The following is a 25,129-nucleotide window of genomic DNA, read 5'->3' as shown; positions in this document are numbered from 1 at the left end:
GATAGGAAATGGCTAGGGCAAAGAAAGCGCAGGGGCCGGAATACAATCTTGTGATTGTGGAGTCTCCCGCGAAGGCAAAGACCATTGAAAAATTTTTGGGAGAGGGATACCGTGTTTCGGCGAGCAACGGACATCTGATCGATCTGCCGAAGAGTAAAATCGGTGTGGATATAGAGAACAACTTTGAGCCCCAATATATTGTGATCCGCGGGCGGACAGAACTTCTCAATAATTTGAAAAAACAGGCAAAGGCGGCCAAATCCGTCCTGCTGGCCACGGACCCGGATCGGGAAGGAGAGGCGATCTCCTGGCATATCGCCAACGCCCTGCAAATTGACGAGCAGGATCCCTGCCGTATTGAATTTAATGAAATTACAAAATCGGCGGTGACAAACGCCATCAAAAACCCGCGGACCATCGATCTCAACCGGGTTAACGCCCAGCAGGCGCGGCGGGTTCTCGACCGCCTTGTGGGCTATAAACTGAGCCCTCTGCTCTGGAGCAAGGTGCGCCGCGGCCTTTCGGCGGGGCGCGTGCAGTCGGTGGCGGTTCGCCTGATTGTCGACCGGGAGCGGGAGATCCGGGATTTCAAGCCCCGGGAATATTGGACGATCAGTGCGGTTTTGACGGATATGCAGGGGAAGAATGCCTTTTTGGCGAACTTTTACGGCAAGGACGGAAAAAAGCTGGAACCCGCCACCAAGGAGGAAACGGACGCGATCCTTGGTGAGCTGAAAAACGCGGATTATATCATATCCAATATCAAAAAGAGCACGAAGCAGCGCAAGGCATTTGCGCCGTTTACCACCAGCACACTGCAGCAGGATGCGGCGCGCAAGCTGGGCTTTACCACCAAGCGCACGATGGTGATCGCCCAGGGGCTTTATGAAGGGGTCAAAATCAACGAGAATGAGACTGTCGGCCTGATTTCCTATATGCGTACCGACTCCACCCGGATTTCGGCGGAAGCCCAGCAGATGGCCCGGGAGCATATTTTGGAGAAATATGGGCAGGAATATGTGCCCGCGAAGCCAAATATATATGCAGGAAGGAAAAACGCTCAGGACGCCCATGAGGCGATCCGGCCGACTTATGTGAAATATACGCCCGCCAGCCTGAAAGACCGGCTGACGCCGGAGCAGTATAAGCTCTATAACCTGATCTATACCCGTTTTCTGGCCAGCCAGATGACCCCGGCGAAATACGATACCATGACCTATGAGATCGCGGCCAATGGATATGATTTCCGCGCCTCCTTCTCGAAGATGGTGTTCAACGGATACCGGGCGGTGTATGAGGAAGCGGCGGAGGAGCCGGAAGAGGTCAACGCAATTCTTCCGCCCATGAAAAAGGGAGACGCCTGCAAGGCGAAAAGTATCACACCCAAACAGAACTTCACGACGCCCCCGCCGCGCTATACGGAAGCGTCGCTGGTGAAAACGCTGGAGGAAAAGGGGATCGGGCGGCCTTCTACCTATGCTCCCATCATTTCCACCATCTTGGAGCGGCAGTATGTGACCAAAGAAAAACGCTCCATCCTTCCCACCGAGCTGGGAGAGATTGTCACCAAGCTCATGGAGGAAAACTTCCCGGATATCGTCAACGTTCAGTTTACGGCGGATATGGAGGAAAAGCTGGATGATGTGGAATCCGAAGGAAAGGACTGGCACGCCCTTCTGGCCGAGTTTTACGGCCCCTTTGAAGAAGAGCTGAAAAAGGCGGAAACCGAAGTAAAGCGGGTGGAAATTCCCGACCGGCCGGCGGGGATCATCTGCGAAAAATGCGGCGCGGAAATGGTTTATAAGAGCGGGCGGTTCGGGGAGTTTATCGCCTGCCCGAATTATCCCGCCTGCAAGAACACCAAGCCGGTGAAAAACACCATCAAAACGCCCTGCCCGCTCTGCGGCGGCGCCGTGGTGCAGAAGCGGTCTAAAAAGGGAAAGACGTTCTATGGCTGCGAAAACTACCCTAACTGCAATTTTGTGTCCTGGGATATGCCCATTGAGGAAAAATGCCCCAAATGCGGCGCCTATATGGTTTTGAAGCGGGGGAAGGGAACTTCTGTCTATAAGAAGTGTTCCAATGCGGAATGCGAGACAAATCAGCGAAAGAAAAAGGATGCGGCCGATGGGGAAGAGTGATGCGGTTCATGTGATCGGCGCCGGGCTTGCCGGCTGTGAAGCGGCGTTTCAGATCGCTTCCCGCGGCGTTCCCGTCCGGTTATATGAAATGAAGCCAAAAAAATATTCTCCCGCCCATTCCTATCCGGGATTTGCGGAACTGGTCTGCTCCAACTCTCTGCGGGCGGCGCGGATCTCCAACGCTGTGGGCCTGCTCAAGGAAGAGATGCGGCGGCTGAACTCTCTGATTATGCGGGAGGCAGATGCAGCCGAGGTCCCGGCGGGCGGGGCACTGGCTGTCGACCGCTATGCCTTTTCCGATGGAATTACGGCGGCTTTGCGTAACCATCCGCTGGTTGAGATAGCGGAAGAGGAGATTACGAATATCCAGCCGTTTTTGGAGAAATATACGATTGTTGCTACGGGCCCTCTCACCAGCGATGCCCTTTCGGAGAGCCTCCGAAAGCTGCTGGGCCAGGAATACCTGCATTTTTTCGATGCGGCGGCGCCCATCGTGACCCGGGAAAGCCTGGATTTTTCCCGGATTTTTGCCGGTTCCCGTTATGGAAAGGGCGGAGACGACTATTTGAACTGCCCCATGAGCCGGGCGGAATATGAGGCGTTTTATGAGGCGCTCATTCATGCGGAATGCGTGGAACAGAAGGAATTTGAGCAGGACGGCGTTTTTGAGGGCTGCATGCCTGTGGAGGTCATGGCAAAGCGGGGCTTTCAGACGCTGGCCTATGGTCCGCTCAAGCCCGTGGGGCTTACGGATCCGCGGACGGGGCAGCGGCCCTTTGCCGTGGTGCAGCTCCGCAAAGAGGATGCGGCGGGAAGCATGCTGAATCTGGTGGGCTTTCAGACGCATCTGAAATTCGGCGAGCAAAAGCGGGTGTTTGGGATGATTCCCGGCCTGGAGCAGGCAGAATTTGCCCGCTATGGCGTTATGCACCGCAATACCTACATAAATTCTCCCAGACTGCTGGATGAATATTACCGCCTGCGGGAACGGGAGAACGTCTGGTTTGCCGGACAGATGACCGGCGTGGAGGGCTATGTGGAATCGGCGGCCAGCGGGCTGCTGGCGGGAATTGCCGCGGCGCAGACCATTAAGGGCGGGCCGCTGCCGGAGGTTTCAGATGAAACTGCGATTGGCGCTCTGGCGCGCTATGTGAGCAGCAGCGCGTCGGCGGATTTCCAGCCCATGAACATAAATTTTGGGATTATGCGGCCGCTGGATACGCGCATACGAAGAAAGGAAGAACGCAACGAGGCCATAGCGGAGCGCGCTTTGGCCCGGGTTGAGAGAATAGGAAAGAACGAATCTACGGTATAAGGAGAAGTTGCAGCATGAGCATGATGGAAGGGACGACGATTGTAGCCGTACGGCGGGATGGGAAATGCGCCATGGCGGGCGACGGCCAGGTGACGTTTGGAGAAAAGACGATTATGAAACACGGCGCGGTGAAGGTTCGCCGCCTGTATAAAGGGCAGGTCGTCGTGGGCTTTGCCGGATCGGTGGCGGATGCGTTCACCCTTTCCGAACGGTTTGAGGCGAAGCTGGAGCAGTATGGCGGGAGCCTTTCCCGGGCGGCGGTGGAGCTGGCGCAGGAATGGCGCAGCGATAAGATGATGCGCAAGCTGGAGGCCATGCTCATCGCGGCGGACAAGGATGAAATGCTGGTGGTTTCCGGAACCGGCGAGGTGATCGATCCGGATGGGGGCGTCGTGGCCATCGGTTCGGGCGGCTCCTATGCCCAGGCCGCGGCCCAGGCGCTTTTGGAAAACACGGATCTCCCGGCGGGAGAGATTGCGAAAAAGGCCATCAAGATTGCCTCGGATATCTGCATATTCACCAATGGAAACATCACGCTGGAGGAGGTTTGACGCATGGCAACGCAGCTGACGCCCAAACAAATTGTTGAAGAACTGGATAAATATATTATTGGCCAGGATGAGGCCAAAAAGGCGGTGGCCATCGCCCTGCGAAACCGCTATCGGAGAAGCCGGCTTTCCCCTGAGCTTCGGGAGGAGATCACGCCAAAAAATATCATCATGTCCGGCCCGACCGGTGTGGGAAAAACGGAAATTGCCCGGCGGCTTTCCAAGCTCATGCGGGCGCCCTTTGTAAAAGTGGAGGCGACCAAGTTCACGGAAGTGGGCTATGTGGGCCGGGATGTGGAATCCATCATCCGCGATCTGGTCGAAGCGGCGGTCCGCATCGTCAAAAAAGAGCGGTATGAGGCAGTGGAGGAGCAGGCGAAGCGCATGGCGGAGGCTCGGCTGGTGGATATTTTGTGCGACGAGAAAAAGCCTTCGTCTGCGCAGAATCCTTTTTCCATGATTTTCGGCGCGCCCCAGCTCAAGGCCGGGCAGACGCAGGAAACCGAGGAGCAAAAGCAGGAACGCATGACCAAGCGGCAGGAAATGGAATATAAACTCCGCTCGGGCGTGCTGGACGATATGATCGTGGAGATCGAAGTTGAGGATAATTCGGGCATCGGCATCGAGATCGCCGGTATGGGTTCGGAAATCAACATGGGAGAGGCTTTTGCGGGCATTCTTCCCAAGCGGACGAAACAGAGAAAGGTGCCCGTCCGGGAAGCGCGCAAGCTGCTGGAAGCAGAGGAGGCCGATAAGCTCATCGATATGGATGAGGTTTCCGCCACTGCCATTGAGCGGGCGGAGCAGGACGGCATTGTATTCCTGGATGAGATTGACAAGATCGCCGGGAAAACCATGGGCAGCGGCCCGGATATCTCCCGGGAAGGCGTGCAGAGGGATATTTTGCCCATCGTCGAAGGGAGCACGGTGGTCACCAAATACGGCCCGGTAAAGACTGATTTTATCCTGTTTATCGCGGCGGGGGCTTTTCATGTTTCCAAAATTTCGGATCTCATTCCGGAATTGCAGGGCCGGTTCCCCATCCATGTGGAGCTGAACTCTCTCACAAAGCAGGATTTTGTCAAGATCCTTTCCCAGACGGAAAACGCCATTACCAAGCAGTATACTGCGCTTTTGAGTACGGACGGCATTAACCTGGAATTCACGCAGGACGCGCTGGAAGCCATCGCCGGATATGCCCAGACGGCCAACGAGACGATGGAAAATATCGGCGCGCGGCGGCTGCATACCATCGTGGAGAATCTGCTGGAAGATATCTCCTTTAACGCGGGAGACGTGTTCCCGCCGGTGGACGTGAAGGTGGACGCCAACTATGTGAACGCGCATATTAAGGATAACTTAAAAGACAGGAACCTGTCGAAATTCATTTTATAGGAGGACGCATGGGGTTTCTGGTTACCGGGGTGGAGCCGGGCAGCATTGCGGAAGAAATCGGCATCCAGCCGGGAGATACCATCACGGCCATGGGCGGCGAGCCGCTTCTGGATTATATTGACTATCTCTTTTTCAGCGCAAAGGAGGAACTGACCCTCACGGTGGAAACGGCGGGCGGAGAGACCTTCGAGGCGGAAATTGAAAAGGACGCCGAGGAAATGCTGGGGATTTCCTTTGCTGGGGATGGTTTTGGCAAAAAGCGGAGCTGCCATAATAAATGTATTTTCTGCTTTGTCGATCAGCTTCCCAGGGGAATGCGGAAAACCCTGTATTTCAAGGACGACGATTGGCGCATGTCCTTCGTCATGGGAAACTATATCACGCTCACCAATGTAAACGAAGCGGAATTTGAGCGGATTCTGCGGCGGAAAACATCGCCGCTCTATATTTCCGTTCATGCGACAGATGACGATGTCCGCGCCTATATGCTGAGCCAGCCCAAGGGGCGCGGCATCATGGAACGGCTGCGCCGGCTGAGGGATGCAGGCATTCATTTTGAATGCCAGGCGGTTCTGGTGGGCGGCGTCAACGATGGGCCGGTGCTGGAAAAAACCATCCGGGATCTGGAGACTCTCTATCCCTATGCGGAATCCCTGGCGCTTGTCCCCCTGGGGTTAACCGGGCACCGCGAGGGGTTAAAGCAGCTTGCACCTATAGATAAAAAGTGCGCAGAGGGAATTCTGGATATTGCCGAGAAATGGCAGGGACATTTTCTAAAGAAGTACGGAACCCGTTTTGTGTTCGGGGCGGATGAACTCTATATCAAGGCAGGCCGGCCCATTCCGGCCTATGAAACCTATGAGGATTTTAAGCAGATGGAGGACGGCGTCGGACTGCTGCGTTATCTGACAGACAAAACCCGCCGGGCTCTTGCCGCGTTTGAAGGGGTATCCCGGCATCGGGAGATTTCCATTGCCACCGGCGTGGATGCCGCGCCCTATATCGCGGCGCTGGCCGGGGAATGCGGAAAAAAGCTGGACGTGCGCGTGCATGTCTATCCTATCCGCAATGAGTTTTTTGGTGAGACCATCACGGTCACCGGCCTCTTGACAGGCGGTGACATCATTTCCCAGCTCCGGGGAAAGGCGCTGGGTGAAAAGCTGTATGTATCCAGCTGTATGCTGCGGGACCGGGAGAACGTATTTTTAGACGATCTTACCAAGGAAGAGGTGAGCCGCGCATTGGGCGTTCCTCTGGGCACTATTGATAACGAGGGAGAGGACTTTGTGCGCGCCCTGGCAGGATGCGGGGAAGATTAAAAGGGAGGGGAAAGCATGGCAAAGCCATTGGTCGCCATTGTGGGGCGGCCCAACGTGGGAAAATCGACGTTTTTTAACCGGATGTGCGGAAAGCGCACGGCGATTGTGGAGGATACGCCCGGAGTAACCCGGGATCGGATTTTTGAAGATGCCGAATGGCTGAATTACCAATTTACTTTGGTGGATACCGGCGGCATCGAGCCGGCGAGTGAGGATATTATTCTCCAGCAGATGAAGCGGCAGGCCGAGCTGGCCATTGAGGCGTGCGACGTCATCCTGTTCTTTGTGGATGCAAAGGACGGCCTGGTGGCGGCGGACCATGAAGTGGCGGAAATGCTCCGCAAGGCGGATAAGCCGGTGATCGTCGTAGTAAACAAAACCGAGACCCAGCGGGACCAGGAGATGCTTTATGATTTTTATGCGCTGGGGATTGGGGAGGTATATGCCATTTCCTCTGCCCAGGGGCTGGGGATCGGCGACCTGCTGGATGAAGTGGTCAAACATTTTGACCCTGTGGAGGAAGAAGGGGAAACCGAGCGCCCCAAATATGTGGCGCTGGTGGGCAAGCCCAACGTGGGAAAATCCTCGCTGACCAACCGGATCCTGGGGCATCAGCGCTCCATTGTCAGCGATATCCCGGGAACCACCCGGGACGCCATCGACACGCCCTTTTCCCGGGAAGGAAAGCCTTATGTGATCATCGACACGGCCGGCATGCGGAAAAAATCCCGCATCGAGGATAAAACCGTGGAACGCTATAGCGTCATCCGCTCCTTGGCTGCGGTGCGGCGGGCGGATATCGTGGTGGTTCTGATCGATGCCCAGGAGGGTATCAGCGAACAGGATGTGAAGATTGCCGGCTATGTCCATGAAGAGGGAAAGCCGGTTGTCATCGCCATCAACAAGTGGGACGCTGTGGAAAAGGATACTTTTACCATAGAAGAATACAATAAAAAAATCCGCTCTGAGCTGTCCTTCATGGCCTATGCGCCGCGGCTCTATATCTCCGCCAAAACCGGCCAGCGAATCGATAAACTGTTTCTGCTCATCGATCAGGCCTATGAAAACGCAAACCAGCGCATCGGGACGGGAATCCTCAACGACTGTATCCGCGAGGCGGTCACTGCTGTGGAGCCGCCGTCGGATCATGGAAGAAGGCTGAAGCTTTATTATGCAACGCAGGTTTCGGCCGCGCCGCCCACCTTCGTCCTGTTTGTCAACGAGGCGGGACTGATGCATTTTTCCTATCAGCGGTATCTGGAAAACTTCCTTCGGAAATCCTTTGACTTTTCTGGCACGCCCATCCGCATTCTGATCCGGGAGCGAAAGGAAAGGGAGCAGTAAAATAGGTCTTTTCGACAGGAGAAAATTGTGCTATAGTAGGTAAAGCGATTTTTTGAGAAGACAGGAAACGGGGGAAAAGGGAAATGGACGCATGGGTTTATGTTGCAATCGGCATAGGAGCATATTTATGGGGGAGCCTGTCCCCGGCCCTGATTATCTCAGACCGGATCGGAAAGAAGGATGTCCGCAAATACGGCAGTGGAAATGCCGGAACGACCAACATGATGCGCACCTTCGGCTGGAAATTTGGTCTGATGACCTTTGTTTTGGATGTAATAAAGGGCGTCGCGGCAGCTCTCGTCGGGCGGTGGCTCGGCGGCCAGATTGGCATGTCTGTAGCAGCCGTTTTTGTGATTGTAGGGCATAACTGGCCGGTATATTATGGCTTCAAAGGCGGCAAGGGCATTGCTTCGACGCTGGGCGTCATGTTTGTCCTGATGCCGGTGCAGACGGCGGTCCTGCTCCCGGTTGTCATCCTCATCATGGCCCTCACCCGCTATGTCTCCGTAGGCTCCATGCTGGGCGTCATTCTTGAGAGCATCTGCGTATTTATCTTTTATCCGGGAGAGACGCTTTTGCAGGTGACGGTGGTCGTTCTAACGGTTCTGGCTCTCTTTGGGCACCGCGGGAATATCAAGCGCCTCTGCAATGGAACTGAAAATAAGCTGAGCTTTCACAAATAAAACCGTTTTGCCGGCCGGAGGATTCCGGCCTTTTTTTATGCGTGAAAATGATGAGGAGCAGCAGGGGGAATACATGTGTTTTTTATTTCCATACACCGGCGGTATATGCCGGTTTTTCTTTTGTTCTTTTTTATGCAAAAACCCGAATGTTTCGCGCGTTTTCCTCATAGGAATGAAGTGTTTAAAGTATTGAAGTGCACGTTTCCAATGAAATGAGCCGTGCCGGATGCGATAATACAAAGTGGGAGGAATGGAGATATGGAAGCATACGACGTGTATAAAGATATATCGGAAAGGACGAATGGCTCCATTTTCGTCGCCGTAGTGGGGCCGGTGCGGACGGGCAAATCCACGTTGATTTCCAAAATGATGGATTCTCTCGTGCTGCCCAACATTGAGGACCCGCATGAAAAGCAGAGAGTTATCGACGAAATGCCCCAAAGCGGCGCGGGAAAAACCATCATGACGACGCAGCCCAAATTTGTTCCCAACGAGGCAGTGGAGATCAATATTGACGACAAGGCAAAAATGAAGATCCGCATGGTGGACTGCGTGGGCTATCTGGTGGAAGGGGCGATTGGGCAGAACGAGAACGAAGCGCCCCGGATGGTGCGCACTCCATGGTTTGACTATGACATCCCCTTCGAACAGGCGGCGGAGATCGGAACCCGCAAGGTGATCGATGAACATGCCACCGTGGGAATTGTCATGATGGCAGATGAGAGCGTGGCCGGTATTCCCAGGAGCAACTATGCAAAGGCGGAGGAGCGGGTTGTTGAGGAATTGAAGGCAAATGGGAAACCCTTTGTTATCGTTCTGAATTCAGCGCACCCTGAATCCCAGGAGGCGCAGAACCTGCGGGATTCCCTGCAGGAAAAATACCAGGCGCCGGTTCTCCTTCTCAACGCTATGGAGTTTACCAAGGAGAACATGAACGCACTGCTTTCGGATCTGCTCTATGAATTCCCCATCAAGCAGGTGGACCTGAACATATCCAGCTGGCTCTGCGCCCTGGATAAGGATCACTGGCTGCTGTCGGATGTGCTGGAAAAAGTAAATACCGGAACGGAGGACGTCCGAGTTATGCGGGACTTTGCAAAAATCACGGATACCTTTGACGACCTGGATTATGTCAAGCGCGTTTCTATCGATGAAATTAACATGGGCGAGGGAACCATCCGCGTGGGGATCGACCTGCAGGATGCCCTGTTCTATAAGGTTCTGGGCGAGGAATGCGGATGTGAGATCCGCGACGACAGCCATCTGGTCTCCATCATGAAGGATCTGGTGGTGGCTAAACGGGAATACGACCGCCTGGAAAGCGCCATGCAGTCCGTGAAATCCACTGGCTATGGCATTGTTTCGCCCATGATGGATGAGCTGTCCCTGGAGGAGCCCGAGCTGGTGCAGCAGGGCAACAAATTCGGCGTCCGGCTGAAAGGGAGCGCCCCCAGCCTGCATATCATCCGGGTGGATGTGGAAACCGAGGTCAGCCCCATCGTGGGAACCGAGATGCAGAGCAAGGAGCTCATCGATTATTTGATGGCGGAGTTCAAGACAGACCCGACGCAGATCTGGTCCACAGACATTTTTGGTAAATCCCTGAGCGACATCGTGAAGGAAGGTCTGTCGGGAAAAATCACCAACATTCCGGAGGATGCCCGGGAGAAAATCCAGGAGACGCTGCAACGCATGGTTAACGAGGGCGACGGGGGAATGCTCTGCATCCTTCTCTGATATGCAGCGAAGGAAAAGAAGAATCGTGATTGACTTGCGCGGGGGAATCTGCTATGATAAAACCATCCAAAACATGACAAATGGGCATAGCGGAGGAAGGGTTTCGAGAGAGAAACAGGCTGCTTTCCTCAGAATGCGGCCTGTTTTCAAATGAATTTCGAAACATCACGTTTCCGGCTGAAAAATGCCATTGTTAAAATTTCCATCGGATGCAGACAAAGGAGAAGAAAAATGAAAATTGGAATTCACGGCGCGGCGTGGAGCAACCATTTTGGCAGTGACACGCTCTATATCATCGATTCCTGCAAGCGGATTGGGCTGGATTATCTGGAAATTCCCTTTGGGACGGATCTTTCGGAGATTCCGGTGCAGGAGGTTGTGGATCGGTGCGACGGCGCGCTGGAGATTAAAACGGGAACGGCCATCCGTCTCCCGGAGCATGACGTATCCTCGGACGATCCGGACTGCCGCAAATCGGCTGTTCAGTATTTAAAGGACTGCGTACGTCTGACTCATGAGATGGGCGGAAAAATGCTTTCCGGACTCATCTATACCCAGACCCGCAAGCATAAGACAGGCTATGCCTCGGAAGCGGAATGGGAACACAGCACCCAGGGCATCAAGGAGGTTGCCAAATATGCCCAGGATCTGGGGGTATCGGTGGGCGTCGAGCAGACCATACGCTATTCCAACCACCTTCTCAATACGGCGGAACAGGCGATGCGTTTTGTGGATATGGTGGACGAGCCCAACGTATTCATCCATATGGACAGCTTCCATATGTGTATGGAAGAGAAGGATTTCTATGAACCCATTGTCCGGGTGGGGAAACGGATGCAGTTTTTCCATCTGAGCGGCAATGACCGCGGGGTGCCCGGCCCGGGCGTTGTGGACTGGGATGCCATCTTCATGGCTTTCCGCCAGATCGGCTTTGACGGCTATGCAGGCTTTGAAACCTTCTGCTACGGCAATTCCACGGTATTTAGGGATATCATTCCCGATGGAGATACTTTCGCGGAGGAAAGCCTGAAATTCACCCGCAAAATGATGGCAAAATACGGATATACCCAGGGCTGAGAGAAAGGAAGCGGCGTAATATGAAAATTGGAATTCACACCTATGCATGGGGCAGTCATTTTGGAAACGATACCCTGTATATCATCGACAAATGCAAGGAGCTGGGCTTTGATTTTATCGAGCTGCCGCTCATGGAAATTGACGCCTTTGATCCCGCTGCCGTGAAGGATCGGCTGGACGGGGCCATTGAGCCCACTTGCTCCACCATTATTCCCAACCCGGATTGGGATATCGGCTCGGACGACCCGGAAAAGCGCAAGCGGGGCATTGCCTTTTTAAAACGGTGCATTGACGCAACTGCCGCCGTGGGGGCGACGATGTTTTCCGGAAACAGTTATGTGATGGCCAAAAAGGAGCTGCCCAACGGCCCGATCCCCCAAAAGGAATGGGATTACTGCGCGGCGGCTGTGCGGGAAGCGGCGCGCTATGCGCAGGATTTCGGCATTACCATCGGCATTGAAGCGGCCAACCGTTTCGCCAACCATCTGGTAAACACAGCGGAACAGGCGCTGCATTTCATCGACCTGGTGGGGGAACCCAATCTGATCGTCCATCTGGACACTTTTCATATGTGCTATGAAGAGCGCAGCTTCTATGATGCGATCATAAAGGCCGGAAGCAAGCTGAAATATTTCCATATGTGCGGCAACGACCGCGGAAAGCCCGGCGAAGACGATATCATTGACTGGGACGCCGTATTCCGGGCGCTGAAGCGCGTGGGTTTTGACGACTACCTGGGCTTTGAAGGCTTTGATATGACATGCCGCGCCACCCGCCGGGATCTCATCGGAAAGCCGGAGGATTTCGCACGGGACAGCATGGCCTTTGCCATGCAAATGATGGAGAAATACGGTATGAAACGGGGATAAGGGCAGGAATGCCTGGAATAAAAGGAGGGAATTGACGCATGAAAATTGGAATCCACACCTATGCATGGGGAAGTCATTTTGGGAATGACACACTCTATATCATCGATCGGTGTAAGGAGATCGGCCTGGATTTTATCGAATTTCCGTTGATGGAAATTGATAAATTTGATCCGGCCGCCGTAAAGGACCGGCTGGATGGGGCCATTGAGCCGACCTGCTCTACCATCATCCCCAATCCGCAATGGGATATCGGCTCCAGCGATCCGGAAAAACGGAAACTCGGCCTGGATTTCTTAAAGGAATGTATTGATAAAACGGCGGCTGTCGGCGCCACGATGTTTTCCGGCATGGGCTATGTCCTGCCCAATAAGCCGGTTCCGCCGGGCCCGGCCTCTGAAATGGAATGGGAATACTGCACGGCGGCTATGAAGCAGGTGGCAAAATATGCCCAGGATTTTGGCATTACGGTGGGGATCGAGCCGGCCAGCCGGTTTGCCAACCATCTGGTAAATACGGCGGATCAGGCGCTGAAATTTGTCCGCATGGTGGATGAACCCAATGTGATCATTCATTTCGACAGCTTCCATATGTGCTATGAAGAACGCAATTTTGGCGATGCGATTCGGAAAGTGGGGGATAAGCTGGGATACTTCCATCTCTGCGGCAACGACCGGGGCCGCCCGGGCTATGACGATATCATCAACTGGGATGAGGTGTTTGAGGCCTTCAAGGAAGTGGGCTTTGACGGCTATGCAGGCTTTGAAGGCTTTGATATGACCTGCGACAGCATCTACCGCGACATCATCGGCGACCCGGTGCAGTTCGCCAAGGACAGCTTGGAGTTTACGCTGGAAATGATGGATAAATACGGTTTCCGCCGCGGATGAACAAAAGGGAAAGAAACAGGGGCAGATGCCCCTGTTTTGCCGTTTTTCCGCTGAAACTTTTCTTTTTTCGTTGACAAGCCCGCCCGGGAATGATAAAATATCCAAGTGAGCCGCACGAGAAGGGTTTTGAAATCCGGGATTTTCCGGTACCTCATTGGCGAGACTGGATAGAGGAGGATAAGTCTTATGTATGCAATCATCAAAACAGGCGGAAAGCAATATAAAGCGGAGCCCGGAAGATTCATCGATGTTGAGAAGCTGGACGCGGAAGTTGGCGCGGAAGTTTCCTTTGAAGCATTGATGGTCGTAGACGGCGACGATGTGAAAGTTGGCTCTCCCGTTGTTGACGGCGTAAAGGTCGTTGGTAAGGTTTTGGCGCAGGACAAGGCGAAAAAGATCATTGTCTATAAGTATAAAGCCAAAAAAGATTACCACCGCACGCAGGGCCATCGTCAGCCGTATACAAGAGTGGAAATCACATCCATTGGCTAATGCCGGTTTTTTGGAAAACGTGTTCAAGCAAGAAGTGAGGTGAACAAGTTATGGCACATAAAAAAGGAATGGGAAGCACCAAGAACGGCCGCGACAGCGAATCCAAGCGTTTGGGCGTGAAGCGTGCTGACGGACAGTATGTTCTGGCCGGAAACATTCTGGTTCGGCAGAGAGGAACGAAGATTCATCCGGGAACCAATGTTGGCAAAGGCGGCGACGATACCTTATTCGCTCTGGAAAGCGGTGTGGTACGGTTCGAGCGTTTGGGCCGGGATAAGAAGCAGGTAAGCATCTACCCGCAATAAGGAAAGAGAGAAAGCCGCATATCCGTTATGCGGCTTTTTTTGTTAACGGCGGAACCGCCGGGCCTTGTTCGGCGAGATATAAAAGTGATGTGTTTTTTCTATAAGCAACCGTTGCAAACAGATGCTTGCCGGGGCGGGAGATTTTGATGATCGGAAATCAGCAGATGAGGGAAGAATTCGCGGAAAACAGAGTATATATAAAAGGAGTGGAGCTTCGGCCGGAGATCGTGTTTGAATGCGGGCAGGCCTTCCGTTTTCTCCCTAAAGACGGAGGCTATCAGGGCGTGGCCCGGGGACGGGCGCTGTTTATTGGGAACACAACAGAGGGATTTTTTCTCGAGCCCTGCTCTCGAGAGGAATATGAGGCAATCTGGAAGGATTATTTTGATTTAAACTTATCCTATGAAAAAATTCTGAAAGAGCTTTCCCGGGACCCCATTGTAAAAAAAGCCGCGGCATATTCCAGGGGCATGCGCCTGCTCAACCAGGAGCCTTTTGAAACTCTGATAACCTTCATTGTTTCCGCGAATAACAACGTGGGCCGCATACGCAAAATTGTGCAGGCCATCGCCCGGGAAGCGGGCAAGCCCATCCGCTTCCGCGGGGAAACGCTCTATACGTTTCCATCCCCTGAAGAACTGGCGGATGTATCTCCGGAGCGCCTGCGGGAGCTGGGGGCCGGATACCGGGCGGAATATATCGCTAAAACGGCAGGCATGGCAGCGGCCGGGGAGGATCTGGAGGCCATTGCCCGGCTGCCCTATGGGGAGGCAAAGGCTGCGCTGCAAAAATTCCCCGGTGTCGGGCCTAAGGTGGCCGACTGCATTCTTTTGTTTTCCATGCATAAAAAGAATGCCTTTCCGGCAGACGTCTGGATCCGGCGGGTGCTTCGGGAGATGTATGGTGTGGAGCTGAAAAGCGACCGGGCCCTCAGTGTTTTTGTGCAGAACACCTTTGGGGAATATGGAGGTATTGCCCAGCAGATGCTGTTTCACTATGCTCGTACCCGTCCATAAATCTTTTACATTTCTCTTGATTGAAAAATAGGGAAAAAGCATGTATACTAGTATCGAACCGATGAGAACAAAGGAGAGAGCCGCCTGCATGAGACGCAGGCAGCCTGAATAGCAGACGGAGGAAACTATGAGACTTCTGGTAGATACACACACCCACACCGTCGTCAGCGGACACGCGTTTTCCACTTTGCTGGAAAACTTGGATTTTGCTGCAAAGCGCGGCCTGGAGGGGATTGTTACTTCCGAGCACAGCGAGAAGGTGCCTGGGGTGCAGCCTAATTTTACGATACGCATTCAAAACTGCTTTCCGAAGAAATATAACGGCGTCCGGATTATCAAAGGCGCAGAGGTCAATATCATGGATTATTCCGGACAGGTGGACATGAAGCGGGAACACCTGATGGTTCCGGATTTTGTCATTGCCTCTCTTCATGATGTGACTATATCTTCCGGGACGAAGATGGAAAATACCCAGGCGATGATCGGAGCCTTGCAAAATCCCTATATCGACATCATCGGCCATCCCGGAAATCCCCAATTTGAAATCGACCGGGAGGCAGTGGTGCAGGAGGCCAAGCGCCAGAATAAGCTCCTGGAAATTAACAACCATTCCTTTGCCTTCCGCAAGGGCAGCCCCAGCATATGCCGGGAAATCATCCGGCTCTGCAAAAAGCACAGCGTGCGTATTTCCGTGGGCAGCGACGCCCATGTGTGTTTCCGCGTGGGTTATTTTGATGAAGCCGTCGAGGCGCTCACGGACGAAGGATTCCCGGAGGAGCTCATTGTGAGCCGCAGCATGCAAACCTTTGACGAATATCTGGCGGAACGAAAACGGCGAACCGGCAGCGCCTGAGCGCCTGCCTTTGCATTGCATATAGAATAAGAACAAGGAGGTACAGTATGCGAGAATTTGTGATTATGACAGATTCAGACACGGAGATTCCCTATACCTTTGCCGATGAGCACCAAATCCCGGTGTTTCTGATGCCTTACACGGTGGACGGCAAGGAGGAACTCTATGACCTGGGACGCAACACGGATTTTAAGGGCTTTTATACAAAGCTCCGGCAAGGGGCAGAGGCCTCGACATCCACGCGCTCCCCGCTCGACATTCAGGAATTTTTTGAAGGCATTATTAAGGATCATAAGGACGTCATTTATATTTGTTTTTCTTCCCAGTTGAGCGCACACTATGAACTGGCCCTGGGCGCCAGAGAAAAGGCTTTGGAAAACTATCCGGAGGCTAAAATTACCATCATCGATTCCAAGGGAATCGCGATGGGTGCGGGCCTTTTGGTCTATCATGCCGTGAAGCTCAAGGAAGAAGGAAAGAGCTTTGACGAGATTGTGGAATGGGTGGAGAAGAATAAAATGCGGACACTACATTTCTTTTCCGTAGACAGCCTCAACTATCTCAAGCGGACGGGGCGGCTTTCGGCGGTGACGGCGACCATCGGCTCGATTCTAGATCTCAAGCCCATCCTGACCCTCACCCGTGAGGGAAAGATTGTCGCCTTTGATAAGGTAAAGGGCCGGAAAAAGGTAGTGAAATATCTGGCGGACAAAGTTTCGGAAAACGCCGTAGACGATGATATTTTCCGGGAACTCTGCGTGGTCTATAATGCGGATAATGTGGAGCAGGCGACAGCGCTGAAAGAAGAGCTGGAACGCCGTTTCCAATTCAAAAATCTCTGGTTTATGGATGTTGGCCCGGTCATCGGCTGCCATTGCGGCCCCGGGACCATGGCAGTTCTCATCATGGGAAAAGAGCGGACAGTATAAGCAAAACAGCCGGAAAGACGGGTTCTTCCGGCTGTTTTTAATTTGAGGAAGGTTATATAAAAAGATATAAAGCGGCATCCATACTGATGCTGATTCATGGCGGATTTATGGAGATTGGGGGCTGCCTTTGCCTGATTCCTATTCTCCTTTCGGGCAGCGACGCCTTTGGCGTTGGCCGGTATTTCTCTTTTATTGTCCCTTATTTGCAGGAAAACATGTCTCTCATGCTTGCCATAGGTCTGCTGTATGGCGTTGTGCGGGTGATGGGGGCGATTGGGTTGTGGAAAAATAAAATGTGGGGACTCGTCCTTTCCATCATCAATTGCGTGATAACCATGGCGCTGATGATCTTTATGCTTCCGGCGGGAATTATGGATGGAATTTTCGCATGCAGCGCACTGCTTTTGATCCTGACACAATATTACGGGGATAAAAAGATCATCGAACAGCGGCCGGAGATGGATTAAAAAACAGGCCGTGTGGTTTTTCCCGGCCGCCGCTGGACTATTTGGAATTCCGATAGGACAGGGGGGAGCTTCCAACGGTTTTTTTAAAGATCTGGCTGAAATAGGCGGGGTCGTCGTATCCCACCTTTTCCGCGATGGCGCGGATGGGCAGATCCGTTTCCCGCAAAAGATGCTGCGCCTCCTCCATGCGCCGGGTAATCAGATATTTGATGGGGGAAACGCCGGTCTGGCTCTTGAACAGATGGGCCAGATGATATTTGCTGATATAGACGCTCTGGGAAAGTGATTCCAATGTGAGGGGCTTCGTATAGTTTTCGTTGATATATGCCTTGACCCGCTCGCACTCGCCGTCAGGCGCATGAGACTGGGGGTCGGCCATGCGGATGCGCAGGAGAAAGAGCAGAAGGGCGGCGAGAAGCGCCTGGGAAACCTCTTCATAATATTCCACCTGGCTGGAGGTTTCCCGCAAAAGGTCGCTGAAATACCGTTCGACGGCGCCGCGGTGTATGCCGCTGGAAAAAACCGGCGGTTCTCCGGGCTGGAGCAGGCAGTTGGGCGGACAGCCGCCCAGGCAGAACCCTTCGGTTCCCAGAAATATCAGATTGAGCGGTGCATCTTCGGCAGAACGTTCTTCGTGGAGGACGCCCGGGTTTATGAGGACAAGGTCGCCGGAATGCAGCTCAAAAGGGGTGTGGTCGAGAACCGCCGTCCCGGTTCCTTTGACGACATAGAGAACCTCAAAAAAATCATGGGTATGCTCTATATTAAACCAATGGGGATCGTCGGCCACTGTTCCCGTATAGAGAAGCCGGGGACGGAACTGCGCTTTTGGGGATGTTTTGGAATCGAGATAATAGTGTATATACGCCATAGACTGCCTCCCAACTGCCGGAATTCCTCGCGTTTCTTTTGACTCTATGATATAATAAATCCATCCAAAAAGCAAAATAACAAAAGTGAGCGGCAAAATATCACATTTCCAATATGTCCGGCGGATTGTATACTCAAGATAAGAAAAAATAAAAATAACGCCGGGAAGGCGGAAAAATCATAGGGAGGGAAAGAGAAATGAGCAAACCGAAAATTGGAATTCGTCCGATCATCGATGGAAGAAGAATGGAAGGCCTGGAGGAAAAGGCTTTCATCATGGCAAAGCGCGCCAAGGAACTCATCGAAGCAAATGTGAAATACGCCGATGGAACGGCGGCAGAGTGCGTGATATCGCCCTGCGCCATCAGCGGATCGCGGGAAGCCTATATCTGCAAAGAGGCCTTTGACAAGGAAAATGTTGTGGCCACGCTTTCCGTGACGCCCTGCTGGTGCTTTGGAAGCGAAACGATGGATATGGATCCCCTGACTATCAAGGCGGTTTGGGGCGCCAATGGAACCGAACGGCCGGGCGCGGTCTATCTGGCGTCCGTGCTGGCTGCCCATGAGCAGAAGGGGCTTCCCGCTTTCTCGATCTATGGCCGGGACGTGCAGGACACGGAGGATCAGCCGATTCCTGCAGACGTGGCGGAAAAAATTCTGCGGTTTGCCCGCTGCGCGGTAGCGGTTGGACAGATGCGGGATAAATCCTATGTGAATATCGGCGCGGTCTCCATGGGAATCGCCGGATCCCAATGCGATGCGGATTTCTTTCAGCGGTATCTGGGAATCCGTGCGGAATGGGTGGATATGACGGAAATCCTGCGCCGCCGCAAATATAAGATCTATGACGAGGAAGAGGTCGAGCGGGCCTTTGCCTGGACAAAGAAATACTGCAAAGAGGGTTTTGACAAAAATCCAGAGCCGCATACGGCCGCCCAGAAAGCAGAGGAATGGCGGGATGTCGTCATCAACACGATTATCTGCCGCGATATCATCCTGGGCAATGAAAAACTGGCAGCAAAAGGCTATATCGAGGAGGGCAACGGCCGCAACGGCATCCTGGGGGGCTTCCAGGGGCAGCGGATGTGGTCGGACTGGCAGCCCAATGCGGACTTTGCCGAAGCAATTCTGAACACCTCTTTTGACTGGAACGGCAAGCGTCAGCCCACGATCTTTGCCACGGAAAACGACGGCCTGAATGGTGTCGCCATGCTCTTTGGGCACCTGCTTACCGGGACATCCAGTGTATTTGCCGATGTGCGCACCTATTGGTCGCCCGAAGCGGTGGAACGGGTATCCGGGAAAAAGCTGACCGGCCGGGCGGCGCAGGGATTTATCCATCTCATCAACTCCGGCGCGGCCGCCCTGGACGCCTGCGGCCAGGTGAAGAATGAAAAGGGCGAAAGCGTCATGAAGCCCTGGTGGGAAATGGAGCAGAAGGACATGGATGCCTGCATGAAGGCGACGGACTGGTGCCCGGCGGCGCTGGATTATTTCCCGGGCGGCGGCTTCTCCTCGCATTTCAACACCAAGGCGGAAATGCCCGTCACTATGGTGCGCGTCAATCTGGTGGCCGGCCTTGGCCCGGTTCTGCAGATCGCGGAAGGGTACACCGTGGAGCTGCCGGAGGATGTGCATGCCCTCATTGAAAAGCGTACAGACCCCACCTGGCCGACGACATGGTTTGTTCCCAACCTGACGGGCAAGGGCGCCTTCAAGGATGTGTACTCTGTCATGGCTAACTGGGGCGCCAATCACGGCAGCTTCACCTATGGGCATATCGGCAGGGATCTGATTACCCTGGCATCTATGCTGCGGATTCCGGTTTCCCTGCATAATGTGCCCGAGGAGGATCTCTACCGGCCCCATGCCTGGGCTGCGTTTGGAACCAGCGAGCCGGAAAGCGCAGACTACCGTGCCTGCGCCGTATATGGCCCCTTATATAAATAAAAGAGCCGGGGGAGGGACAAATGGCAAAATATTCGATTGGAATTGACTATGGAACGCTTTCTGCGCGGGCCTTGCTGCTGAATATACAGACTGGGGAAGAAGTCTGCGTCAGCGAAATGGCCTATCCCCATGGGGTAATGGATGAATGCCTGCCCTCCGGGAAACGGCTGGGGGACAGCTGGGCGCTGCAGGACCCGCAGGATTATCTGGATGCCCTGCAGGTGACTATAGGCGAGCTTCTGCAAAAATCCGGGGTATCGCCGGAGGATATTGTAGGGATCGGCGTGGATTTTACCTCCTGCACGATTCTCCCCACGCTGGCAGACGGCACGCCGCTCTGCAAGACCGAGGGGTTTGAGGATACTCCCCATGCCTATGTGAAGCTTTGGAAGCATCATGCGGCCCAATACTGCGCCGATGAATTGAACGCTAAGGCGGAAGCCATGGGAGAAAAGTGGCTGGCCCTCTATGGCGGAAAAATCTCCAGCGAATGGATGATTCCAAAGATCATGCAGATTCTCAAAGAGGAACCCCGGGTCTACAATGCCTGCGACCAGATTCTCGAGGCAGGAGACTGGGTGGTATGGCAGCTCGTCGGCCACCAGGCGCGGAGCGCCTGCAACGCCGGCTTTAAAGGGATTTACCGCCATGATACCGGCTATCCTTCCAAGGCATTTTTCCGGGCGCTGGATCCGCGGCTGGAAAATGTGGTGGAAGACAAGCTCTCCACGGATATCCGGCCCATCGATTCCTGCGCGGGATATCTGACAAAGGCGATGGCGGACTGGACCGGACTGAAGGAGGGAACTCCGGTGGCGGTGGAGATCATGGATTCCATCGCGTCGGTTCCTGCCTGCCAGATCGACGGCCCGGGGAAAATGCTCATGATTATGGGCACGTCCACCTGTCATGAGGTGCTTTCGGCAGAGGAACGCGGCGTTCCGGGGACCTGCGGAATTGTGAAGGACGGCGCGCTGCCGGGTTCTTTCTGCTATGAGGCTGGCCAGAGCTGTGTGGGCGATCATTTCTCCTGGTTTGTGAACCGTTGCCTGCCCAGCGATTATAAAGAGGAGGCAGAACAGCGGGGAATCAGCCCCCATGTGCTGCTGACGGAGAAAGCGTCCCGGCTGAAACCCGGAGAAAGCGGCCTTTTGGCGCTGGACTGGTGGAACGGCGTCCGCTCTGTGCTCATGGATTTTGACCTTTCGGGGCTGATTTTGGGCATGACGCTCCGCACTAAACCCGAGGAAATCTACCGTGCTTTGATCGAGGCGACAGCTTTTGGAACCCGGCAGATTATTGACGCCTTTGAAACGGCGGGAGCCCCCATCCATGAACTGTATGCCGCCGGGGGAATTGCCAGCAAGAATGCCATGGCCATGCAGATTTATGCCGATATCTGCAACAAGCCCATAAAAATTTCCGGAAGCGACCAGTCCGGGGCTTTGGGAAGCGCGATTCTCGGCATAGCGGCAGCTGATCCTGCGCTGACGGGCTATAAAAATGTCAATGAGGCGGCGCGGAAGCTGGGGAAAATCAAGGATACGGTATATCATCCCATGGCGGGAAATGTGGCGATCTATGCGCAGCTGTTTGCGGAATATAAAAAGCTGCACGACTATTTCGGACGCGGGGAAAACAATGTGATGAAAAAGCTGCGGGCTTTGCGCCGGCAGTAGCGAAAAAAGGCCGCGAGGCAGGAAAAGAGGAGCGATCGCTCCTCTTTTTTGTTGAGAAACATTTATAAAAATGATATACTAAATTTATATACTTTATAGATGGACGGCAAAGGAGAATTATGGCATATAAGGCATTATATCGGGAATTTCGCCCCCGCCGGTTTGCAGACCTGAAGGGACAGGACGCCATTGCGTCTGTGCTGCAAAGCCAGGTGAAAAGCGGGGAAGTTTCCCACGCATACTTGTTTTCCGGCCCCCGGGGGACGGGGAAGACCAGCACGGCGAAAATTTTGGCCTGCGCGCTCAACTGTTTGAATCCTCAGGACGGAGAACCCTGCCTGGAATGCGAGAACTGCAAGCAGGCATTGCAGGACAGCATGATCGATATTGTGGAAATGGATGCAGCTTCCAACAACAGCGTGGATAACGCCCGGGATATCCGGGATAAGGTCAAACTGCTGCCAGCCAAGGGGAAATATAAGGTCTATATTATCGATGAGGTCCATATGCTGAGCGACAGCGCTTTCAATGCTCTTTTAAAGACGTTGGAGGAGCCGCCGGGGCATGTGGTATTTATTTTAGCGACAACCGAGCTTAACGCTCTGCCCAAAACCGTATTGTCCCGCTGCCAGCGGTTTGATTTCCGCCATATCGACGAGCGGGCGATGGTCAAACGGATGCGGGAGGTTCTGGACGCCATCTCCAAAACTGCCGACGAAGAGGCGCTTTTGGAAATTGCCGGGGCGGCGGAGGGCGGCCTGCGGGATGCGCTCACAATTTTGGATAAGTGCTGTTCCCTGGCGGAACACATTACCCTGGATACGGTCAGCGAGGTGCTGAATTTTGCGGATCAGAGCCTGGTAACAGGCTTTTTGCAGGCGCTGGGCGACTATGATGAAAAAACGGCGCTGGTGTCCCTCTCCCAAATGCTGGATAGCGGAACCGAGCCGGATGTGCTGGTTTCCCAGATCCTCGATACGATCCGGCAAATGCTCTATATTGCAGTCACGGGAGACAGCCGCAGTGAAACGCTGCAGCAGCTTGCCGGGCATTGGGGAAAAAAGAATATTGTGCGCGCCCTGGATATTTTGGCGGCGGCACAGAATAAGATGAAATACGCCGCGCGGCCGCAGATTCTTTTGGAAACCGCGGTTATGCGCCTTCTTCTGCCGGAAAGCGAGACGGATGTGGGGGCGCTGGAGCTGCGCATTGAAAAGCTGGAAAAAAAGCTGGCGCTGGCAGCCTTGCAGGGGCCGGGCTCTGCTCCGGCCGCCGCGCCGGCTCCCATAGAAAATCCGGCCGGGAAGCCGAAAAAGCGCCCCGCGGAGGTGAAAGAGGCGGCTCCCGGGGCAGATTCGGCGGATCTGGAGGCGCTTTGGGATAAGATCAAAAAGGCCGGCAGCGCAGAGCCCGCGGTCAAGCCCTTCCTCCATGAGCTTGTACTGGCAAAGCAGGAGGGAATGCGGCTGTTTCTCACCTCACAAAACGCCTCCAAGCTGCGTATGCTGAAGCAGAGCTCATTCAAAGGAGAGCTGGAGCGGATCGCGGGAGAGATTCTGGGCGGCAGCGTTGTTTTCGAGTTTGTTTTTCCCGAGGAAGAACAGCAAAGAATGCAGTTGTATGATCGGGAAAACATTGATATAATAGACTAGAAACTATTTGGAGGTTAACAGATATGGCAAAACGCGGCGGCTTCCCTGGAATGGGGGGCGGAATGAATATGCAGAATATGATGCGGCAGGCCCAGCAGATGCAGCAGAATATCGCAAAGATGCAGGCAGAGCTGGAAGAGCGCGAAGTGGAAACATCGGCGGGCGGCGGCGTTGTGAAGGTGGTTGTCACGGGCAAGAAAGTGCTGAAGAGCATTGAAATTGCGCCCGAGGCCGTGGATCCGGATGATGTGGAAATGCTGCAGGATCTCGTTCTGGCGGCAGTAAACGAGGCGCTGGAAAAGGCGGAAGAGATGGTCCAGACCGAGATGGCCAAGGTGACCGGCGGCATGAACCTGGGAGGCCTATTCTAAAACATGTTTAGCATTGAATCCCTGAACAAGCTGCAGGAATGGTTCGCCAAGCTCCCCGGGATTGGCCCGAAAAGCGCCGCAAGGCTGGCCTATCACGTCATTGAGATGGATCCGGAGGAGGTCAAGCAGTTTGCCCAGGATATGTATAAGGCCCGTCTGGCGGTAAAATACTGCCGGATCTGCGGCAATTTGACAGATCACGAAACATGTTCCATCTGTGAAGACGCGACGCGTGACCAGAGCACGGTCTGTGTCGTGAAGGATGCGCGGGATGTGATGGCTTTGGAGCGGGTGCGGGAATTTCACGGCGTATATCATGTCCTCGGGGGGACAATATCCCCGCTGGATGGCGTCGGGCCGGATGATATCCGCGTAAAAGAGCTTCTTGGACGCGTAAAGGAAGGGAATATCAAGGAACTCATTTTGGCGACCAATCCGGATGTTCAAGGCGAGGCGACGGCCGTATATATTGCAAAGCTTATGGAGCCCTTTGACGTGAAGGTGACGCGCATTGCCCATGGCGTTCCAGTGGGCGGCGAGCTGGAATATACCGACGAGGTCACGTTGATGAAATCTCTCGAGGGTCGGCGGCAGTTTTAGCGGCTGCATGTATAAGAAAACAGGTTTATGGAAAAAATCACTTACAATCTTAGAGAATTGCAGGTGATTTTTTACTATGATGCGAACCATGTTGACGGCGGATGAACGGCTGGAAATCGAAATTCAGCAGGCTCTGGAAGATTGGAAGGCGGCGGAGAACTATCTGGAATGTGCCGACGACCCGGATCTTGTGGAATATGCGGTCTTTGACCTGGAAACGGCAAAGCGCCGCTATACCTACATGCTGAAAAAGCTGCGGCAGAGACGGGAAAACGGCGAATAAGCAAAAAAACATAAAACACCTCCTGGAGCGCATACAAATAAGTATAGCTTCCGGGAGGTGTTTTTATTGGGCTTGCAGTTGGATCCGATGATGGTTTTATATTTTGCGTTGGGATTGGTGCTGCTCTATATCATCGGCTGGCTTTTGCTTGCCCCCCTGAAATTTCTTTTGAAGCTCTCCCTGAGCTCTGTTTTGGGAGCCATTCTCCTTGTTGTTTTAAACCTCATTGGCGGAATTTTCCGCGTCACGATCCCGCTGAACCCATTGAATGCGGTCATCGCAGGAGTTTTGGGGCTGCCGGGCGTATTGCTGCTTTTGTTAATTAAACTGATTTTCCATTGAACCCG

The 25,129-nt window shown here is 53.8% G+C and carries 25 protein-coding genes; 24 read left to right on the top strand and 1 reads right to left on the bottom strand.

What is annotated here, in order from left to right; translation table 11 throughout:
- Window positions 1–8 precede the first annotated feature (8 nt).
- The 17 genes from topA (at window position 9) to H8693_RS01805 (ending at window position 17,377) form a co-directional block, all read left to right on the top strand.
- A complete protein-coding gene (topA, locus tag H8693_RS01885; RefSeq protein ID WP_249279559.1) occupies window positions 9–2,141 on the top strand; it encodes a type I DNA topoisomerase in 2,133 nt (710 codons plus the stop codon).
- Window positions 2,128–3,456, top strand: coding sequence for a methylenetetrahydrofolate--tRNA-(uracil(54)-C(5))-methyltransferase (FADH(2)-oxidizing) TrmFO (gene trmFO, locus H8693_RS01880; protein ID WP_249279558.1), 1,329 nt, complete (start codon window positions 2,128–2,130; stop codon window positions 3,454–3,456). Before topA ends, trmFO begins: the two co-directional genes overlap by 14 nt.
- 20 nt (window positions 3,457–3,476) lie before the next feature.
- Window positions 3,477–4,007, top strand: coding sequence for an ATP-dependent protease subunit HslV (hslV, locus tag H8693_RS01875; RefSeq protein ID WP_178619837.1), 531 nt, complete (start codon window positions 3,477–3,479; stop codon window positions 4,005–4,007).
- Window positions 4,008–4,010: 3 nt separating this feature from the next.
- Entirely contained in the window at window positions 4,011–5,399 is a 1,389-nt protein-coding gene (gene hslU, locus H8693_RS01870; protein WP_249279557.1) for an ATP-dependent protease ATPase subunit HslU, read from the top strand.
- Window positions 5,400–5,407: 8 nt separating this feature from the next.
- Window positions 5,408–6,718: a DUF512 domain-containing protein gene (locus H8693_RS01865; RefSeq protein ID WP_249279556.1), complete on the top strand. Its 1,311-nt coding sequence runs from the start codon at window positions 5,408–5,410 to the stop codon at window positions 6,716–6,718.
- A 15-nt stretch (window positions 6,719–6,733) separates the two neighbouring features.
- Window positions 6,734–8,062 carry a ribosome biogenesis GTPase Der gene (gene der / locus H8693_RS01860; protein ID WP_249279555.1) on the top strand — a complete coding sequence of 443 codons (1,329 nt, stop codon included), beginning with the start codon at window positions 6,734–6,736 and terminating at the stop codon, window positions 8,060–8,062.
- 83 nt (window positions 8,063–8,145) lie between these two features.
- A complete protein-coding gene (gene plsY, locus H8693_RS01855) occupies window positions 8,146–8,745 on the top strand; it encodes a glycerol-3-phosphate 1-O-acyltransferase PlsY (RefSeq protein ID WP_249279554.1) in 600 nt (199 codons plus the stop codon).
- 258 nt (window positions 8,746–9,003) lie between these two features.
- Window positions 9,004–10,482 (top strand): stage IV sporulation protein A, encoded by a 1,479-nt coding sequence (spoIVA, locus tag H8693_RS01850; protein ID WP_249279553.1) that lies wholly within the window; start codon window positions 9,004–9,006, stop codon window positions 10,480–10,482.
- 231 nt (window positions 10,483–10,713) lie between these two features.
- Window positions 10,714–11,559 carry a sugar phosphate isomerase/epimerase family protein gene (locus H8693_RS01845; protein ID WP_249279552.1) on the top strand — a complete coding sequence of 282 codons (846 nt, stop codon included), beginning with the start codon at window positions 10,714–10,716 and terminating at the stop codon, window positions 11,557–11,559.
- A gap of 20 nt (window positions 11,560–11,579) precedes the next feature.
- A complete protein-coding gene (locus H8693_RS01840; protein ID WP_249279551.1) occupies window positions 11,580–12,428 on the top strand; it encodes a sugar phosphate isomerase/epimerase family protein in 849 nt (282 codons plus the stop codon).
- A gap of 38 nt (window positions 12,429–12,466) precedes the next feature.
- Window positions 12,467–13,315, top strand: coding sequence for a sugar phosphate isomerase/epimerase family protein (locus H8693_RS01835; protein WP_249279550.1), 849 nt, complete (start codon window positions 12,467–12,469; stop codon window positions 13,313–13,315).
- A gap of 186 nt (window positions 13,316–13,501) precedes the next feature.
- Complete coding sequence (gene rplU / locus H8693_RS01830) at window positions 13,502–13,807, top strand: 50S ribosomal protein L21 (RefSeq protein ID WP_249279549.1); 306 nt, start codon at window positions 13,502–13,504, stop codon at window positions 13,805–13,807.
- 50 nt (window positions 13,808–13,857) lie between these two features.
- Window positions 13,858–14,112, top strand: a complete 255-nt coding sequence (gene rpmA, locus H8693_RS01825) for a 50S ribosomal protein L27 (RefSeq protein WP_178620329.1) — start codon at window positions 13,858–13,860, stop codon at window positions 14,110–14,112.
- A 146-nt stretch (window positions 14,113–14,258) separates the two neighbouring features.
- Window positions 14,259–15,128: a DNA-3-methyladenine glycosylase family protein gene (locus tag H8693_RS01820; protein ID WP_249279548.1), complete on the top strand. Its 870-nt coding sequence runs from the start codon at window positions 14,259–14,261 to the stop codon at window positions 15,126–15,128.
- 127 nt (window positions 15,129–15,255) lie between these two features.
- Complete coding sequence (locus H8693_RS01815) at window positions 15,256–15,981, top strand: phosphatase (protein ID WP_249279547.1); 726 nt, start codon at window positions 15,256–15,258, stop codon at window positions 15,979–15,981.
- 47 nt (window positions 15,982–16,028) lie between these two features.
- Entirely contained in the window at window positions 16,029–16,910 is an 882-nt protein-coding gene (locus H8693_RS01810; RefSeq protein WP_249279546.1) for a DegV family protein, read from the top strand.
- A gap of 86 nt (window positions 16,911–16,996) precedes the next feature.
- Window positions 16,997–17,377 carry a DUF2127 domain-containing protein gene (locus tag H8693_RS01805; RefSeq protein ID WP_249279545.1) on the top strand — a complete coding sequence of 127 codons (381 nt, stop codon included), beginning with the start codon at window positions 16,997–16,999 and terminating at the stop codon, window positions 17,375–17,377.
- Between the two features lie 37 nt (window positions 17,378–17,414).
- Here H8693_RS01805 and H8693_RS01800 read toward each other — a convergent pair whose 3' ends face one another.
- Complete coding sequence (locus tag H8693_RS01800) at window positions 17,415–18,248, bottom strand: helix-turn-helix transcriptional regulator (protein WP_178620315.1); 834 nt, start codon at window positions 18,246–18,248, stop codon at window positions 17,415–17,417.
- Window positions 18,249–18,445: 197 nt separating this feature from the next.
- Here H8693_RS01800 and H8693_RS01795 point away from each other — a divergent pair, with 197 nt between their 5' ends.
- The 7 genes from H8693_RS01795 to H8693_RS01765 all read left to right on the top strand — a co-directional run bounded on the left by H8693_RS01795 (window position 18,446) and on the right by H8693_RS01765 (window position 25,124).
- Entirely contained in the window at window positions 18,446–20,197 is a 1,752-nt protein-coding gene (locus tag H8693_RS01795; RefSeq protein WP_178620313.1) for an L-fucose isomerase, read from the top strand.
- A gap of 20 nt (window positions 20,198–20,217) precedes the next feature.
- Window positions 20,218–21,876 carry a ribulokinase gene (locus H8693_RS01790; protein WP_249279544.1) on the top strand — a complete coding sequence of 553 codons (1,659 nt, stop codon included), beginning with the start codon at window positions 20,218–20,220 and terminating at the stop codon, window positions 21,874–21,876.
- A gap of 119 nt (window positions 21,877–21,995) precedes the next feature.
- Window positions 21,996–23,528, top strand: a complete 1,533-nt coding sequence (gene dnaX / locus H8693_RS01785; RefSeq protein ID WP_249279543.1) for a DNA polymerase III subunit gamma/tau — start codon at window positions 21,996–21,998, stop codon at window positions 23,526–23,528.
- A gap of 23 nt (window positions 23,529–23,551) precedes the next feature.
- Entirely contained in the window at window positions 23,552–23,899 is a 348-nt protein-coding gene (locus tag H8693_RS01780; RefSeq protein ID WP_178620215.1) for a YbaB/EbfC family nucleoid-associated protein, read from the top strand.
- 3 nt (window positions 23,900–23,902) lie between these two features.
- A complete protein-coding gene (gene recR, locus H8693_RS01775; protein WP_178620219.1) occupies window positions 23,903–24,499 on the top strand; it encodes a recombination mediator RecR in 597 nt (198 codons plus the stop codon).
- A gap of 76 nt (window positions 24,500–24,575) precedes the next feature.
- Window positions 24,576–24,782, top strand: a complete 207-nt coding sequence (locus tag H8693_RS01770) for a DUF2508 family protein (RefSeq protein ID WP_178620222.1) — start codon at window positions 24,576–24,578, stop codon at window positions 24,780–24,782.
- Between the two features lie 66 nt (window positions 24,783–24,848).
- Window positions 24,849–25,124, top strand: coding sequence for a pro-sigmaK processing inhibitor BofA family protein (locus H8693_RS01765; protein WP_249279542.1), 276 nt, complete (start codon window positions 24,849–24,851; stop codon window positions 25,122–25,124).
- Window positions 25,125–25,129 lie beyond the last annotated feature (5 nt).

The sequence above is a fragment of the Guopingia tenuis genome, assembly GCF_014384805.1.
Classification (GTDB): Bacteria; Bacillota; Clostridia; order Christensenellales; family Christensenellaceae; genus Guopingia; species Guopingia tenuis.
The sequence above is the reverse complement of the archived record's forward strand: the minus strand, read 5'-3'. Positions and strand labels throughout refer to the sequence as shown.